Source organism: Sphingomonas sp. HMP6, from assembly GCF_013374095.1.
Classification (GTDB): domain Bacteria; phylum Pseudomonadota; class Alphaproteobacteria; order Sphingomonadales; family Sphingomonadaceae; genus Sphingomonas.
In genome coordinates this window covers 2,919,121-2,933,274 of record NZ_AP022672.1, presented here as the reverse complement: position 1 = coordinate 2,933,274, position 14,154 = coordinate 2,919,121, and the positions used below count along the sequence as shown (strand labels likewise).

Below are 14,154 nucleotides of genomic sequence, written 5' to 3'. Positions count from 1 at the left end.
CGAAGCGTGCGGTCCTTCTAGCCGTTCGTTTCGAGCGAAGTCGAGAAACCATAGCGCCCGCGTGCAAGGTTTCTCGACTTCGCTCGAAACGAACGGCGCGGTGGGGTCGGCCGCGTTCGCTTCTGCCCCACGCGATTTGCCAGTCGCGCGCCGTCTCGCTAGGGCTGCACGTCCCCTTTCCCAGGAGTGCCACGATGGCCGATCTACCCGAAACCCTGACCCTCTCCCTCGACAGCGGCGGCGATGTCGTGATCAAGCTGCGCGGCGATCTCGCCCCAAACCACGTTGCGCGCATCGCCGAGCTGGCGAACGACGGCTTTTACGACGGCGTCGTGTTCCACCGCGTGATCGCCGGCTTCATGGCGCAGGGCGGTGATCCGACCGGCACCGGGATGCACGGGTCGGACAAGCCCAATCTCGAGCAGGAATTCTCGAAGGAGCCGCATGTTCGCGGCGTCGCCTCGATGGCGCGCGCGCAGAGCCCGAATTCGGCCAACAGCCAGTTCTTCATCTGCCTCGACGATGCGCGCTTCCTCGACGGGCAATATACCGTGTGGGGCGAAGTGACGTCGGGCATGGAACATGTCGATGCGCTGCCCAAGGGCGAGCCGCCGCGCACCCCGGGCAAGATCGTCAAGGCAAGCGCCGCCTGATCGACCGAGCCAGCCCGGAGACGGGCTGGCTTTTTTTCTGCAAGCGATCCCGCATCGCGCAAGGCCTGGGATGTTGCGCGATGGGCAATGCGACGTTCTTCGGGAAATATCGCGGGCGCGTGATCGACAATCTGGACCCGCTGTTGCTCGGGCGGGTTCTTGTGGACGTGCCGCAAATCCCCGGCGCTCTGCTCAACTGGGCGTTGCCGTGCGTGCCCTATGCCGGACCGAACGTCGGTTTCTACGCGATCCCACCGATCGGCGCGCACGTATGGGTCGAGTTCGAGGCCGGCGATCCCACCTTTCCGATCTGGACCGGTTGTTTCTGGAGCGCGGCGGACGCGCTGCCGGCCGACGTATCAGGCGGACCCAATGCCAAACTGTTCCAGTCCGACTATGCCAGGCTAACGCTCGACGACACGCCGGAATTGGGCGGCATTACGCTGCGGGTCGATACCCCGGCGGTCGAGCAGCCCCTGTCGATCACGCTCGATTCGGGCGGCATCAGCCTGACGTGCGGCGACTCGTCGATCACGCTGGACGGCATGGGCGTTCGCTTGTCGGTGACGAAAACCGTGCTCGCAGTGAGCGGGCAAGGCGTCTCTGTGACGGTCGATGATTCGGTGGTGACGATCCCGGCCCCGCACACCGATCCCGCTTGAGGCCGCGTAAGGGTTCGGCGGCCTTACAAAACCTTGCGTACCTGAAGATTGGCAGAGCGGCCGCTCCACGTCGCGCGCTCCTCGCGGCACGCCAGCGGTGCCACCTCGCGCCGGCCGACCTAGACATCGCGCAACGTCGCGCTGCTGCCGTTAACGAGATTGCCGAGATCGATCCGCAGCGTCAGGTCCGATTTAGGCTTCCACTGGCCGCAGACCGAGGCGAACCACCGCATTGCGCGACCAATGCCGCGCCGCCCGACCACATCACCCACCGCTCCAATCTCGCCTCGCGGCCAGCCCAGCGGGACCAATGGCCCAAGATTCCGGGATAAAACAGGCGTTAGACGCCCGGCTCGGCGATAGTCGCGATCAGCCAATCATGGAACAGCTTGACCGGGCGCGTCGCCAGCGCGCGCGGGCGGCACGCGAACCAGTAGCTGTACGGGCTTTCCACCGCGATATCGAACAGCCGCACGATCCGGTCGTCACGCGCATCCTCGAAATGGCTTTCGTGCATGAAGGCGATGCCGAGCCCTTGCGCCGCCGCCTCCAGCATCAGCGCGCCCGAATCGAAATGGTCGACCGCCAGTGGCTCGAGCTCGGCGAGGCCCGCCGCAGCCCGCCATGCGCTGAACGTATCGGGCATGTCGCGGTGGACCAACGCGGTCAGACCGGCGAGCTGTTCGGGCCGCACCACCGGATCCTCGCGCTCAACCAGCGTGCGCGCGCCGATCACATAGACCTGGTTACGATCGAGCCGCCGCGCATAGAGCGTCGGATCGATCTCACGCGCGAGCGCGATCACTGCGTCGAGCCCCTCACCCAGACGCGCCAGACCGTGCTGCGCAGTATCGATGTCGAGATGCAACTCGGGATGTTTCGTGCGAAGTTCGCCCAAGCGCGGAAACAGCCGTTGCGACGCGAACAGCGGCAAGATGCCGAGGCGTAGCCGCAGCACATCAGTGTTGCTGGTCATCACCTCGACCGCGTCGGACAATTGATCGAGCGCAGGTGCGATCTGCGCCAGCAGCCGCTCGCCATCGGCGTTGAGCACGACCGCCTGATGCCGCCGTTCAAACAGCGGCCGCCCGATGAAGCGCTCGAGCGCCTGAATACGGCGGCTGAGCGCCGGTGGCGAAAGTGCAAGCTCCTGCGATGCGGCCTTGATCGACCCAGTCCGCGCGACCTGGACGAACGCCTCGATCGCGGTCAGCGGTGGCAGCCTGCGCATCTGTCGTGCGGTCCTTTCTCTAAAATTCTTTGTGCAGCGCACAAAAATACCGTTGGCTCGAAAGCTATCATTTCTCCACGGCACAATGGAAGCACCGATTGCAGAAACTGCAATCGCGAACGGTTCTTTCGCACTTGCAACATAACTGGAGTGGCTGCACAAAGGGGGTGCCTTTCAGGCATCCTCTCCTAAAACTTTCAAGGCCGATCCTCCGGGGTCGGCCCTTTTTTTGTTCTTTTTCCGGCGCTTGGCATGTGTGGGCAGCGCCGCCCTATTATTCGTGGAACCGCCTCCCTATCTCGCGCACTCAGCAATGGGTTTCACGTGAAGGTAGCAGAGATGGCGGACGCCGAGGCGCCGATTCGGAAATTGCAGGTCGCCAATGCGCGGCCCGAGGATAGCGGGCGCGGACTCGCGCATTTGCCGCGCGCGATGCTAGCGGCGCTCGGCATCGGCGAAGGCGATGTGATCGAGATCGTCGGAAAATCCTCGACTCCCGCGCGGGCCGTTGCGCCGTATGCCGAGGATGAGGGGCTCGAGATCATCCGCATCGACGGGCTCCAGCGCGCCAATGCCGGGGTCGGATCTGGCGATTTCGTCGAGGTGCGCAAAGTGGAATCGAAGGCCGCGACGCGCGTCGTGTTTGCGCCCGCCCAGCAGAACCTGCGGCTCCAGGGGTCGAGCCAGGCGCTCAAGCGCACCTTCTTCGGCCGTCCGCTGACACAGGGAGATATCGTCGCGACGGCGGGGCAGCAGCGCGTCGATAACATGCCGCCGGGGGTGCAGAACATGCTGCGCGCGCCGGCCTATGCGCTGCAGGAAATCCGCCTCGCCGTCATCTCGACCACGCCCAAGGGCGTGGTGCACGTCGACGATACGACCGAAATCGAGCTCCGCCCCGAATATGAGGAGCCCAAGGAAGCGCGCCGCGCCGATGTCACCTATGACGATATCGGCGGGATGGGCCCGACGATCGACCAATTACGCGAGATGGTCGAGCTCCCCTTGCGCTATCCCGAATTGTTCCAGCGCCTCGGCGTCGATCCGCCCAAGGGCGTGTTGCTGCACGGGCCGCCGGGCACCGGCAAGACGCGCCTTGCGCGCGCGGTCGCCAATGAATCGGCGGCCGAATTCTTCCTGATCAACGGCCCGGAGATCATGGGCTCGGCGTATGGCGAATCGGAGAGCAAGCTGCGCAGCGTGTTCGAGGAAGCCGCCAAGGCCGCGCCCTCGATCGTCTTCATCGACGAGATCGATTCGATCGCGCCCAAGCGCGGGCAAGTGTCGGGCGAGGCCGAAAAGCGGCTGGTCGCGCAATTACTGACGCTGATGGACGGGCTAGAGGCGCGCGCCAACGTCGTGGTGATCGCCGCGACCAACCGCCCCGAGGCGATCGACGAGGCACTGCGGCGACCGGGCCGGTTCGACCGCGAGATCGTCGTCGGCGTTCCGGACGAGCGTGGCCGCCGCGAGATTCTCGGCATCCACACGCGCGGCATGCCGCTGGGCGACAAGGTCGATCTCGATGAGCTGGCGCGCACGACCTATGGCTTTGTCGGGGCCGATCTGGCGGCACTCGCGCGCGAGGCGGCAATCGAGGCGGTGCGCAAGCTGATGCCGCGCTTGAACCTGTCCGAAGGCACGATTCCGCCCGAAATCCTCGATACGCTGGCAGTCACGCGCGAGGATTTCCTCGACGCGCTGAAACGCGTCCAGCCGAGCGCGATGCGCGAAGTGATGGTCGAGGCGCCACGCGTCCGCTGGGACGATGTCGGCGGGCTCGACGATGCGCAGATCCGCTTGAAGGAAGGCGTCGAACTGCCGCTGAAGGACCCCGATGCATTCCGACGGCTCGGGATTCGCCCGGCCAAGGGCTTTCTGCTCTACGGCCCGCCCGGCACCGGCAAGACCTTGCTGGCGAAGGCCGTCGCGCGCGAGGCGCAGGCCAATTTCATCGCGACCAAATCGAGCGATTTGCTGAGCAAATGGTATGGCGAGAGCGAGCAGCAGATCGCCAAATTGTTCGCGCGCGCGCGGCAAGTGGCGCCGTGCGTGATCTTCATCGACGAACTCGATTCGCTGGTGCCCACGCGCGGCAGCGGGATGGGCGAGCCGCAAGTGACCGAGCGCGTCGTCAACACGATCCTGGCCGAGATGGACGGGCTGGAAGAATTGCAGTCGGTCGTCGTGATCGGCGCGACCAATCGGCCCAATCTGATCGATCCGGCGCTGCTGCGGCCGGGCCGGTTCGACGAACTCATCTATGTCGGCGTGCCCGATCGTGCCGGGCGTGAGCGCATCCTGAAGATCCAGACCGGCAAAATGCCGCTCGGCAGCGATGTCGATCTCTCGGTCATCGCCGGGCAGACCGATCGCTATACCGGGGCCGATCTGGAGGATGTCGTCCGTCGTGCGGGCCTTAACGCGCTGCGCCGCAGCCTGAAGGCGGCGGAAGTGTGGATGGTCGATTTCGAGGAGGCGCTCAAGGATTCGCGCGCCTCGGTCACACCCGAACTGGAGCGCGAGTATGAGTCGATGAAGGCGCGGCTGAAGCAGGATGCGACCGCGCTACAGCCGATCGGCTTCGTCTCCCCCGGGCAATTGCGCGCCCGCGGGGGAGATGGCTGAGGGTTCGCGGAGCGCGAGGCGAGCGTAGACGAACAGCGCGAGCATCGCCGCCCCCGCGAGCAGATACGGCAGCGAATGCTGCACCTCGTACAGGCCGACACCGATCGACGGGCCAAGCACGAACGCGGCACCGTTGATCGACGTGACCTTGCCCGCAACCGAGCCTTGCGCATTGTGGCCGACCGCGAGCGAGGCCCCGGCGGTAAAGGCGGGACGCGTGAAGCCGAAGCCGACGCTCGCCAGCGCATAGGCGCACGCGATGCTGTAGAGCGATGTCGCAAGACCGGTCAGCGCGCAGCCGGCACCTGCAAACACCAACCCGGTCAGCATCATCGTGCGCGGCCGGAGGTTCAAATTGGGGATGATGCCCCATTGCACCAACAGCGCCGCACCCGCGCCCATCATCAGCACGATCCCGGTCGGTTGCAGCGCGAGCTCGGGCGCGACGTGGAGCCGGTCGATGACCAGGAAGCCGATCGCCTGCCCCGTCATCGCCTGGCCGTGCCCCATGACCAGCCCCGCGATCATCCAGCTCCGCACGCGCGGATCGGTATAGGCGACGGGTTCGCTATGCGGCTCGGTCGCGGCGGTAATGCTCGCGCCCGAGCTTTGCCCGCCGATCGAGGGATAGGCATTGGCGGCACCATGATAGTCGGCCCAATCGCTCGCCACCGGCCGGTCGTTCGGCAGGATCTGGCGCACCGCGATCCACACGCAGATGCCGAACAGCGAAAAGATGAAGGCCGGCCCCGCCAGCCCGATCTCGATCCCGCCGAGCGAGCCGAGCAACAGATACGGCGCAATCGCCGGCCCCAGGATCGTCCCCAGCCCGAAAGCGGAACCCAGCAGCGTCAGCGCCTTGGTCCGCTCGGCCCGCGTTGTTCGGCCCGCGACCAGCGCCTGCACCGCGGGCGGCGCCGCCGCGCCGAACGTGCCATAGATCAGCCGCCCGCCGATGAAGCAGACGAACGCCGTCGTGCCGCCGATCCAGCCATTGATGCCCGCGGCGAGACACATCCCGCAAATCGCCAGCGACAGCGCGAACCCGCCCATGCCGAGCAGGATCATCGCCCGCCGGCCGTGCCGATCCGACCGGTTCGCCCAAAAGGGGGCGGCCAGCACCCATAACAGCGCCGACACCGAAAAGGCGGCGGCGACCGCGCTGTCGGGCACTTTCAGCGAGCGCCCGAGCGCCGGGAGCACCGATTGCAACGCGGTATTGCCGCCCGCGATCGTCAGCATGACCACGAACAGCAAAACGAAATCACGCTCGAGCCGCGCCGGGGGCGATGCAGCGCTCATTCGCGCGGCCCGAAATTGAGCCGCTTGGTGATGTTGAAATCGAGCACCGTCATCACGAAGAACGCAGCGGCCTGCTTCGTCCGCGTCCACCAGCCGGTGCGGGCGCGATACAGATCGGCGGTGATCCGTTCGGACTCCGCAACCTCGCCATCGATATAGGCGCGGACATGCTGCGCAAAGGCGGCATCCTCGATTCGCAGCATCATCTCGAGGTTCAGAAACAGACTCCGAATATCGTAATTGGATGATCCAATATAGACGACATCATCAAGCAGGAAGAGCTTGGTGTGCAGCTTGGTCGGCTGATATTCGTAAATCTGCACGCGTTTGCGCAGCAGCCCGGCATAGGTGAAGCGCGACGCCCAGATTGCGGCGCCATGATCGTTCTTCGACGCCAGTACGATCCGCACTTGCCCGCGCAAGCCCGCCGCATCGAGCCGCCGCAGCATCGCCGGGCTCGGCGCGAAATAGGCCGAAATCAGGTCGATCTTCATCGCGCGCTGCAGATCTGCCTTGAGCGCACGTGCCCAGGGCGACAGCCGCCGCGTTGGCCCGCCGAACAGCCAGCGGACATCCCCCTCCGGCTCGCTCCAGCTTCGCAACGCGCGGCGCAGCACGCGCAATGGGGGCCGGGACCGCGCCGACCAGCGTGCCAGCGCATCGAAATAGCCGGTGATGCTGTTTGCGGCGGCACCTTCGATCAATAATCCGAGATCGCGCCACGCTTGCTGCGCGGGCGTGCCGAAATAACTGTCCTGCACGTTGAACCCGCCGATGATCGCGCGCGCATCGCCCCGTTCGCCATCGGCCAGCGCGAGTTTCTGGTGGTTGCGCAACAGATAGCGCCGCCCCCAGCGCGGCACGAAGCGGCATACGGTGACGCCCGCCGCACGCAAAGGTTCGAAGAAATCGTGGCTGTCGGCGACTTCGCTGCCCAGCCCGTCGACGATCAGCGACACCTTCACGCCGCGCGCCGCCGCGCGGATCATCGCCGCGCGCACCATTTCGCCAGCGCGATCATCGACATAGATGTAATAGATGATGCGGAGCGAGGATCGCGCGCCGTCGATCAGCGCAATTAGCGCCTCGAGCCGCCGCGGTCCGGTGTCGAGCAGCGTCAACGCATTGCCAGCGATTGCGAAAGTGGGTTGGGCCGCGGGCTCTGCCATCGCGGCTGCTCTGGCGAGGCGGCACCGCCCGCGCAAGCCGATTTTCTTGACTCTGCCCGCCGTCCCGCCTATCTCGCCGCCTTTCCGACATTCGTCGCACAAGAAGGAAGCCGTTCATGGCGCGCGTCACCGTCGAAGATTGCGTCGACAAGATTCCCAATCGCTTCGATCTCGTCCTGTTTGCAGCGCAGCGTGCGCGGCAAATCTCGGGCGGCGCCGAAATCACGATCGATCGCGACCGCGACAAAAACCCGGTCGTCGCCTTGCGCGAAATCGCCGAGGAAATGGTCCATCCTCCGACGCTGAAGGAATCGGTCATCAACGGCCTGCAGCGCGTTCAGGTGGACGACGAGGACGTGGCCGATGCCGTCGGCTCGCTCGCCGCTTCGGCAGAGGCGCTGCGCCTTACAGCGGCGGCACCTCCGCGGAACCAGAATCTGGGTGCTGATTACGAAGGTTGAGGCCCAAGGCTAACGCGTATGCGTTAGCCGCGGATTAGCCGAAACCCGGACGGCGGGGTCTTAGCCCCGACCGATAAAGTGGCTTTGCCACGGCGCTGATCATTTCTACCTTTTCGCTCCTGAAAGCGTCGCGGCAAAGCCGCGCCGTCGGTCGGGTTCGCTACGCGACCCGCCGGCCGCGGGTCGGTCCGAGACGCGGAATAGCTGCGCTATTCCGCTGACCGACCCTTGAACCCCTGCGCCACCACATACCATTCACTCGATGCCTTCCGCGATGCCGCGGGCTTGGCATGTTTCACCGTGGCGAAATTGCGCTTCAATTCCGCGACCAACGCCGTATCCGCGCCGCCTGCAAACACCTTGCCGACAAACACCCCGCCAGGTGCCAACACGTCGATCGCGAATTCCAGCGCGGCTTCGACCAAGCCCATCGTGCGCAGCGCATCGGTTTGCGGATGGCCGACGGTGTTGGCCGCCATGTCCGACAAGACCAGATCCGGCATGCCGTCGAGCGCGGCGGTCAAGCGCTCGGGCGCGACATCGTCCATAAAATCGAGCTGCAGGATCGTCACGCCGTCGATCGGATCGACCGGCAACAGATCGATCCCGACGATCGCCGCCTTGGGCACTTGCCGCCGCACCACTTGCGCCCAGCCGCCCGGCGCGATGCCGAGATCGACGACGCGGCGCTTGCCCTTCAGAAAGCCGAAGCGTTCGTCGAGCTCGCTCAACTTGTACGCGGCGCGGCTGCGAAAGCCGTCGGCCTTGGCGCGCTTGACGTACGGATCGTTCAACTGGCGGTCGAGCCAGCGCGTCGATTGCGCGGTGCGCTTGCGCGCGGTTTTCACGCGGACGCGAAGTCCACCGCCATCCCTGCTCATACGGCGTCCCTGCTCATGATCCATTTCCCATCAGACGTCGTAAGATGCCTTCGCGAATGCCCCGATCGGCGATGCCAACCCGCTGCGCCGGCCACAAATCCATGATCGTCTCGAGGATCGCGCAGCCCGCCACGACCAGATCGGCCCGCTCATTGCCGATGCAGGGGAGCGTGGCGCGCTCACGCAGATCCATCGCCGCGAGATCCGCGCTGATCCGCCGCAGCGCAGGCGCAGGCACGATCAGCCCGTCGACTTGCGCGCGGTCGTAATGCGTTAGCCCCAGGTGCACGCTGGCAAGCGTGGTGACCGTGCCCGACGTGCCGAGCAAACGCGGCACCGCGACGTCAGCGGGCAAGCGGGCGGCGAAATCGGCCATGCTTTCCGCCACCAGCGCGCGCATCTGCGCATAGCTCGCGGCGCGCCCCGCGGCCCCGCCATCACGCCCCGGCGGGCCGTGGCCGGCACTTTCGGTCAGCGACACCACGCCCCAGGGCGCGCTATGCCAATCGAGCACCACCGGCAGATCCGGACGTGTATCGACCAGCACCAATTCGGTCGATCCGCCGCCGATGTCGAACACCAAAGCGGGGCCCTCGCCCGGTTCGATCAGCGCGTGGCAGCCGAGCACCGCAAGGCGCGCTTCCTCCTCGGCCGAGATGATGTCGAGCAGGATACCGGTTTCGGCATAAGCGCGCGCGATGAAGTCCGGGCCGTTGCTTGCGCGCCGACACGCCTCGGTCGCGACCGCGCGCGACAGCGTGACGTTGCGCCGTTTCAATTTGTCGGCACAAATCTTCAGCGCGGCGATCGTGCGTTCGATCGCGGCATCGCTCAGCCGCCCCGAACCCGCCAGCCCCTCGCCCAACCGCACGATCCGCGAAAAGGCGTCGACCACGGCAAAGCCATCGCCTTGGGGGCGCGCGATCAACAAGCGGCAATTGTTGGTGCCAAGGTCTAGCGCAGCGAAATGCCGAGGCTCGCGCGTCCGCGCCGCGCCCGCCGCCTTACCCGGGGCCTTGGGATATGGTTTGCCGTGGACCGGCGCCGAACGGGCAGGTCTCGCCTGCCGGTACGGCATATCGGGAGCGTCCCCCATGCCGTGTTACTCGCTTATTCTGTTCTGCCGTCGCGCCGCGCCGAATAGGCGCGCCGTTCGGTGCTTGGGCTCGATCCTAGCTGATGGCCCGATGGCCGGCAAGCGACGGACTTTGCTGGAGCGTGCGCGGCTCGGTTGACACTCGCCGCCCACCCCCGTAGATCGCGGCCCGGCCCACGCCCTGCTGATGCCCCGTCGTCTAATGGTAAGACTGCGGTTTCTGATACCGCCTATTGAGGTTCGAATCCTCACGGGGCATCCAGCCAGACAGCTTTTACCGTGACTCTACAGGAGTTTGCGTGTCGGCGTTGGCTAACCGCAGGGCAGAGTTAGCCAAAACCTTCACCATTGCTTCGTCGGCTAGGTCCGGACGTGCGCCGGTTCCAGCGTAACGGAGATACTCTTTCTCGGTCTTGTGACCCGTGATCGCCATGCCTTGCTCATTGGTGCAGCCAGCGTCTTTGCAGCGCCGCGCAGCCGATTTTCGCAGGCCGTGAGGCGAGCAATGGGGCAGATCGGCCGCAATGCACGCGCGCTTGAACATGCCGTAGAAACCCTTTGGCGTGAACGGCTCACCGCCCTTCGTCTCCAGCAGTGTCGATTTGCCTAAAGGCCCAGCCTCCAGCGCGTCGCGCAACGGCTGCACCACCGGAACGTCAACCGCCGTGCTGGTCTTGCTTTGGTCGAGCCGTATGCGCCCATCGGCGATCGTTTCGCGTGTCATGTACCGAACGTCGCCACTTCGTTGGGCACCGTAGAGCAGCATCGCGAACGCCAGCCGGGGCTTTGTGCCCAGCGGATGCTTGGCCTCGAATGCGTCAAGCTCGTCTTCGGTCCACCGATGATAGCCCTCGCTAACGGCCTTCGGAGGCTTGGTGTCGCGCACAGGATCGAACCCGTGCGGCACTAGCTTCGCGCGGCGTGCGATCACGAACAGTTGAGCGAACAGTTTGCGGAGACGTGCCGCCGCGTGAGGCCGGTCCCGCATCAGCGTCATTAACCGCGAAAGCCGTTCGGCGTCGAACAGTCGAATCGGATCGTCACCGAACTTGTCGCGTAGCCGCTCCAGCACGCCACGATAGATGGCCTGCGTAGAAGGTCGCAGATCCATGAAACTGTTGTCGGCGTAGTAACGCGCGATCACGTCCGCAACGCTGCCCGGTTTAACCCGCCCCGCGCCAATCGGCACGGCGTCGGCGTTCAGGCAATCCGCGTACTCGCGTTCGAAGGCCTTTGTCCCGTGCGGCTCTTTGAAATAGTGGACAGGATATCCGTTTCGGCGAAAGCGATACCGACGCTTGCCGTGGCGATCGACAAAGCTGGAGACATAGGCGAGCCGCTTATTCACAAGCCACCGAACGCATCTACGCGTGCTGCGAAGTCTTCCGAACCGACCTGCGAATCAACGTCGGTCGCGGCCATTATGATTTTGGTGCCATCCGGCCTCGCCACCATCGCGAGTCGAACCCCTGCCTTCGCCCATTGGGCAACGGCATTGATCTCGGCTTGCTTGAAGGTGTGCTGATTCCGACGAAGTCGCCCCCCGTTTCCGAGATGATCGCGCCCCCTGATTCCGAGATGATGTCGCCCCCCGGAAGCGGGGCCTTGTCGGCAATGATCGTTGTTGTTTCGTTCGGTGCTTACGTCAAGCGATCTGGCTGGTTTTCGCACGCCGCATGCTATCGCCATCGAGGTCGAGCCGATGGGCGTTGTGGACGAGGCGATCGAGGATCGCGTCGGCATAGGTCGGATCCGCGATCACCTGATGCCAACTGGCGATGGGCAGCTGGCTGGTAACGATCGTCGAGCGCCGCCCGTAGCGTTCTTCGAGGATCTCGAGCAGATCGTGGCGCGCGAGTGCGTCGAGCGGCTCCAGGCCCCAGTCGTCGAGGATGAGTAGCTGCACGCCGCCGAGCTTTCGCAGCAAGCGTTCGTGACGACCATCCCCGCGGGCAAGCGCGAGGCTGGTGAACAGCTTGGGGACGCGCTGATAGAGCACCGAGCGATCGTCGCGGCAGGCCTTGTGACCAAGCGCGCAGGCAAGCCAGCTCTTACCGACCCCGGTGGGTCCGGTGATGACCAGATTGTCGTGGGCGGCGATCCAGTCGCCGACCACGAGCTTCACGACCAGCGCGCGGTCGAGCCCGCGGGGTTTGCGATAATCGATGTCCTCGGGCGAGGCCTGATGGCGCAGCTTGGCGAACCGCAGCCTGGCGGCAAGCTTGCGATCGTGACGGACGCCCCATTCGCGATCGAGGAGGAGTGCCAGCCATTCGGGATGGGTAAGCCGATCCGCTTCGGCATTGGTGGCAAGTTCGTCGAACGCCCTGGCCATACCGGCCAGGCCCATTTCGTTCAGCCGATCAAGCGTCGGATGTGCGAGCATCGTCGTGTTCCTTTCAGTGATAATAGCGTGAGCCCCGGATGTTGGGATGATCGACCGGCGGGCTCTCAACCGGAGGCGATGACGGGATCTGGTCGAGGTTCTTGTCGAGGATCGATCTGACCGAGCCGTAGGTGAGCGCACCGATATCGAGCGCGCGCGAACAAGCCGCTTCGATCCGCTTGGCACCGAAGCTGCGCGTCATGCGCATGATGCCCATACAGGCCCGGAAGCCCTGCTCGGGATGGCGCCGTTCAACGAGGATCTTCTCGCACAGCAATGCCGTACATGGCCCGATCGCGGTCGCATCGCGCGCGATCCGCTCTACTGTCCAGTCGGCAAAGCGCCGGTGCGACGAGGGCATATGCTCCGGGATCGTGGTATGGCGGCCATTGCCCGAGCCGCGCATGTGCGCGGCGATCCGCTCGCCCTTGTGGAACAGCTCGATGGTCGCCGCGGTGATCCGCGCTTCGATCGGCTCGCGTGCGAAGCGGTATGGGACGGAGTAATAATGCCGCTCGATCTCGACGTGATAATCGAGTCCTGCGCGCCTGCGCCGCCATTCGGCGTAGACATAGGGCTCGGCTGGCAGCGGCTTCAGCGCGGGCCGGTCGATCTCTTCGAACAACTGACGACGCGTCTGCCCAACCCGGCGCAGCACGCGCCGATCGTTCAACTCGGCAAGCAACCCGGCGATCGCGGCGTTCAGTTCGGCCAGGCTGTAGAAGATCCGACGCCGAAGGCGTCCGAACAGCCAGCGCTCGACGATCAGCACGGCAGCTTCGACCTTTGCCTTATCGCGCGGGCGGCGCGGCCGCGTCGGCAGCACCGTGCTGTCGTAATGCGCCGCCATCTCGGCATAGCTGCGGTTGACCTGCGGATCGTAAAGACAAGCCTTGATCACCGCGACCTTCGCATTGTCGGGCACGAACAGCGCCGGCGCACCGCCGAACATTGCGAGCGCGCGCGTGTGCGCCGCCAGCCAGTCGGGCAGCGTCTCGGTCCAGCTTCCCTCGGCATAGGTCAGGCTGGACGCCCCCAGCACCGCCACGAAGATATGCGCGTCACGCACTTCGCCCGTCAGTCGGTCGATCACCACCGCGATCTTGTCGCCCGCATAATCGACGAACAGCTTGTCACCCGGCGCATGGTTCTGACGCATCGTAACCGGCAGCTTCATCGCCCAGCCGCGATACAGGTCGCAGAATCGGCTGTAGCGATAGCCGGTCGGATGCTCGGCGATATACTCGTCCCACAACACCTGCAGCGTGACATGCTTGCGCTTCAGCTCGCGATGAACTTGCGCCCAGTCGGGTTCGGGACAGCGGCGGTGGCCGGTCTTCTTGCCCGCATCGCGGTAGAGTGATGCCTCCAGCGCAGCATCGCCGAGCGTCTCGTCCAGCGGCCATCTCAGTCCCGCATCCGCGACACGCTTCAAGGTCGCCCGCACCGTCGAGGGCACCGCACCCACGCGCAGCGATATCGCCTTGTATCCCAGCTCCTGTTCGAACCGGTATCTCATCATCTCGCGGACACGTCGCATACTCACCCTTCCCGCCGGCATCATTCACTCCTTCGGACAGACCCAAAGGAGCGACGATAACCCTGCCGGCGATCCCGGTCCGACCCACCCCGCAAGGGGGCGACATCATCTCGGAATCCGGGGGCGACTATTTCTCGGAATCCGG

Annotated in this window: 13 protein-coding genes and 1 tRNA gene; 5 read left to right on the top strand and 9 right to left on the bottom strand. The window is 65.1% G+C overall.

Annotation, left to right across the window (positions count from 1 at the left end; genetic code table 11):
* Positions 1-194: 194 nt before the first annotated feature.
* Together HMP06_RS14315 and HMP06_RS14310 are read left to right on the top strand one after the other, a co-directional pair.
* The gene (locus tag HMP06_RS14315; RefSeq protein WP_176497679.1) at positions 195-653 is read left to right on the top strand and encodes a peptidylprolyl isomerase; all 459 of its coding nucleotides are present in this window, start codon (positions 195-197) and stop codon (positions 651-653) included.
* Between the two features lie 80 nt (positions 654-733).
* Positions 734-1,315, top strand: coding sequence for a phage baseplate assembly protein V (locus tag HMP06_RS14310; protein ID WP_176497678.1), 582 nt, complete (start codon positions 734-736; stop codon positions 1,313-1,315).
* A gap of 119 nt (positions 1,316-1,434) precedes the next feature.
* Here the strand turns inward: HMP06_RS14310 and HMP06_RS14305 are convergent, their stop codons facing one another.
* Together HMP06_RS14305 and HMP06_RS14300 are read right to left on the bottom strand one after the other, a co-directional pair.
* Entirely contained in the window at positions 1,435-1,587 is a 153-nt protein-coding gene (locus HMP06_RS14305) for a hypothetical protein (protein WP_176497677.1), read from the bottom strand.
* Positions 1,588-1,655: 68 nt separating this feature from the next.
* The gene (locus HMP06_RS14300) at positions 1,656-2,546 is read right to left on the bottom strand and encodes a LysR substrate-binding domain-containing protein (RefSeq protein ID WP_176497676.1); all 891 of its coding nucleotides are present in this window, start codon (positions 2,544-2,546) and stop codon (positions 1,656-1,658) included.
* Positions 2,547-2,885: 339 nt separating this feature from the next.
* On the opposite strand from HMP06_RS14300, the gene HMP06_RS14295 reads away from it, so the two are divergent.
* Positions 2,886-5,174, top strand: coding sequence for a CDC48 family AAA ATPase (locus tag HMP06_RS14295; protein ID WP_176497675.1), 2,289 nt, complete (start codon positions 2,886-2,888; stop codon positions 5,172-5,174).
* Here HMP06_RS14295 and HMP06_RS14290 read toward each other — a convergent pair.
* Both HMP06_RS14290 and HMP06_RS14285 read right to left on the bottom strand, forming a co-directional pair.
* Positions 5,115-6,476, bottom strand: a complete 1,362-nt coding sequence (locus HMP06_RS14290) for an MFS transporter (protein ID WP_176497674.1) — start codon at positions 6,474-6,476, stop codon at positions 5,115-5,117. The genes HMP06_RS14295 and HMP06_RS14290 overlap by 60 nt on opposite strands.
* Positions 6,473-7,645: a phospholipase D-like domain-containing protein gene (locus HMP06_RS14285; RefSeq protein ID WP_176497673.1), complete on the bottom strand. Its 1,173-nt coding sequence runs from the start codon at positions 7,643-7,645 to the stop codon at positions 6,473-6,475. The genes HMP06_RS14290 and HMP06_RS14285 overlap by 4 nt, the downstream gene beginning before the upstream one ends.
* 116 nt (positions 7,646-7,761) lie before the next feature.
* Here HMP06_RS14285 and rpoZ point away from each other — a divergent pair, with 116 nt between their 5' ends.
* Positions 7,762-8,106 carry a DNA-directed RNA polymerase subunit omega gene (gene rpoZ, locus HMP06_RS14280; RefSeq protein ID WP_176497672.1) on the top strand — a complete coding sequence of 115 codons (345 nt, stop codon included), beginning with the start codon at positions 7,762-7,764 and terminating at the stop codon, positions 8,104-8,106.
* A 209-nt stretch (positions 8,107-8,315) separates the two neighbouring features.
* Here rpoZ and HMP06_RS14275 read toward each other — a convergent pair whose 3' ends face one another.
* Together HMP06_RS14275 and HMP06_RS14270 are read right to left on the bottom strand one after the other, a co-directional pair.
* A complete protein-coding gene (locus HMP06_RS14275) occupies positions 8,316-8,987 on the bottom strand; it encodes an RlmE family RNA methyltransferase (RefSeq protein WP_176497671.1) in 672 nt (223 codons plus the stop codon).
* A gap of 13 nt (positions 8,988-9,000) precedes the next feature.
* Complete coding sequence (locus tag HMP06_RS14270; protein ID WP_176498566.1) at positions 9,001-10,065, bottom strand: Ppx/GppA phosphatase family protein; 1,065 nt, start codon at positions 10,063-10,065, stop codon at positions 9,001-9,003.
* A 206-nt stretch (positions 10,066-10,271) separates the two neighbouring features.
* Between HMP06_RS14270 and HMP06_RS14265 the strand changes: the two genes are divergently transcribed.
* Positions 10,272-10,345: transfer RNA gene (locus HMP06_RS14265), tRNA-Gln, on the top strand.
* Between the two features lie 12 nt (positions 10,346-10,357).
* Here the strand turns inward: HMP06_RS14265 and HMP06_RS14260 are convergent.
* The 3 genes from HMP06_RS14260 to istA all read right to left on the bottom strand — a co-directional run bounded on the left by HMP06_RS14260 (position 10,358) and on the right by istA (position 14,009).
* The gene (locus tag HMP06_RS14260; RefSeq protein WP_176497670.1) at positions 10,358-11,431 is read right to left on the bottom strand and encodes a tyrosine-type recombinase/integrase; all 1,074 of its coding nucleotides are present in this window, start codon (positions 11,429-11,431) and stop codon (positions 10,358-10,360) included.
* Between the two features lie 297 nt (positions 11,432-11,728).
* Positions 11,729-12,469, bottom strand: a complete 741-nt coding sequence (gene istB / locus HMP06_RS14255; protein ID WP_176495471.1) for an IS21-like element helper ATPase IstB — start codon at positions 12,467-12,469, stop codon at positions 11,729-11,731.
* Positions 12,470-12,482: 13 nt separating this feature from the next.
* On the bottom strand, positions 12,483-14,009 hold the full coding sequence (istA, locus tag HMP06_RS14250) for an IS21 family transposase (protein ID WP_176495470.1): 1,527 nt from the start codon (positions 14,007-14,009) through the stop codon (positions 12,483-12,485).
* Positions 14,010-14,154: the final 145 nt, after the last annotated feature.

Excerpts from the sequence above, each read along its gene's own strand:
- HMP06_RS14290 (WP_176497674.1), bottom strand. The coding sequence starts at position 6,476 with ATGAGCGCTGCATCGCCCCCGGCGCGGCTCGAGCGTGATTTCGTTTTG.
- HMP06_RS14275 (WP_176497671.1), bottom strand. The coding sequence starts at position 8,987 with ATGAGCAGGGATGGCGGTGGACTTCGCGTCCGCGTGAAAACCGCGCGC.
- HMP06_RS14300 (WP_176497676.1), bottom strand. The coding sequence starts at position 2,546 with ATGCGCAGGCTGCCACCGCTGACCGCGATCGAGGCGTTCGTCCAGGTC.
- istA (WP_176495470.1), bottom strand. The coding sequence starts at position 14,009 with ATGCGACGTGTCCGCGAGATGATGAGATACCGGTTCGAACAGGAGCTG.
- rpoZ (WP_176497672.1), top strand. The coding sequence starts at position 7,762 with ATGGCGCGCGTCACCGTCGAAGATTGCGTCGACAAGATTCCCAATCGC.
- HMP06_RS14315 (WP_176497679.1), top strand. The coding sequence starts at position 195 with ATGGCCGATCTACCCGAAACCCTGACCCTCTCCCTCGACAGCGGCGGC.
- HMP06_RS14295 (WP_176497675.1), top strand. The coding sequence starts at position 2,886 with ATGGCGGACGCCGAGGCGCCGATTCGGAAATTGCAGGTCGCCAATGCG.
- HMP06_RS14285 (WP_176497673.1), bottom strand. The coding sequence starts at position 7,645 with ATGGCAGAGCCCGCGGCCCAACCCACTTTCGCAATCGCTGGCAATGCG.
- istB (WP_176495471.1), bottom strand. The coding sequence starts at position 12,469 with ATGCTCGCACATCCGACGCTTGATCGGCTGAACGAAATGGGCCTGGCC.
- HMP06_RS14310 (WP_176497678.1), top strand. The coding sequence starts at position 734 with ATGGGCAATGCGACGTTCTTCGGGAAATATCGCGGGCGCGTGATCGAC.
- HMP06_RS14270 (WP_176498566.1), bottom strand. The coding sequence starts at position 10,065 with ATGCCGTACCGGCAGGCGAGACCTGCCCGTTCGGCGCCGGTCCACGGC.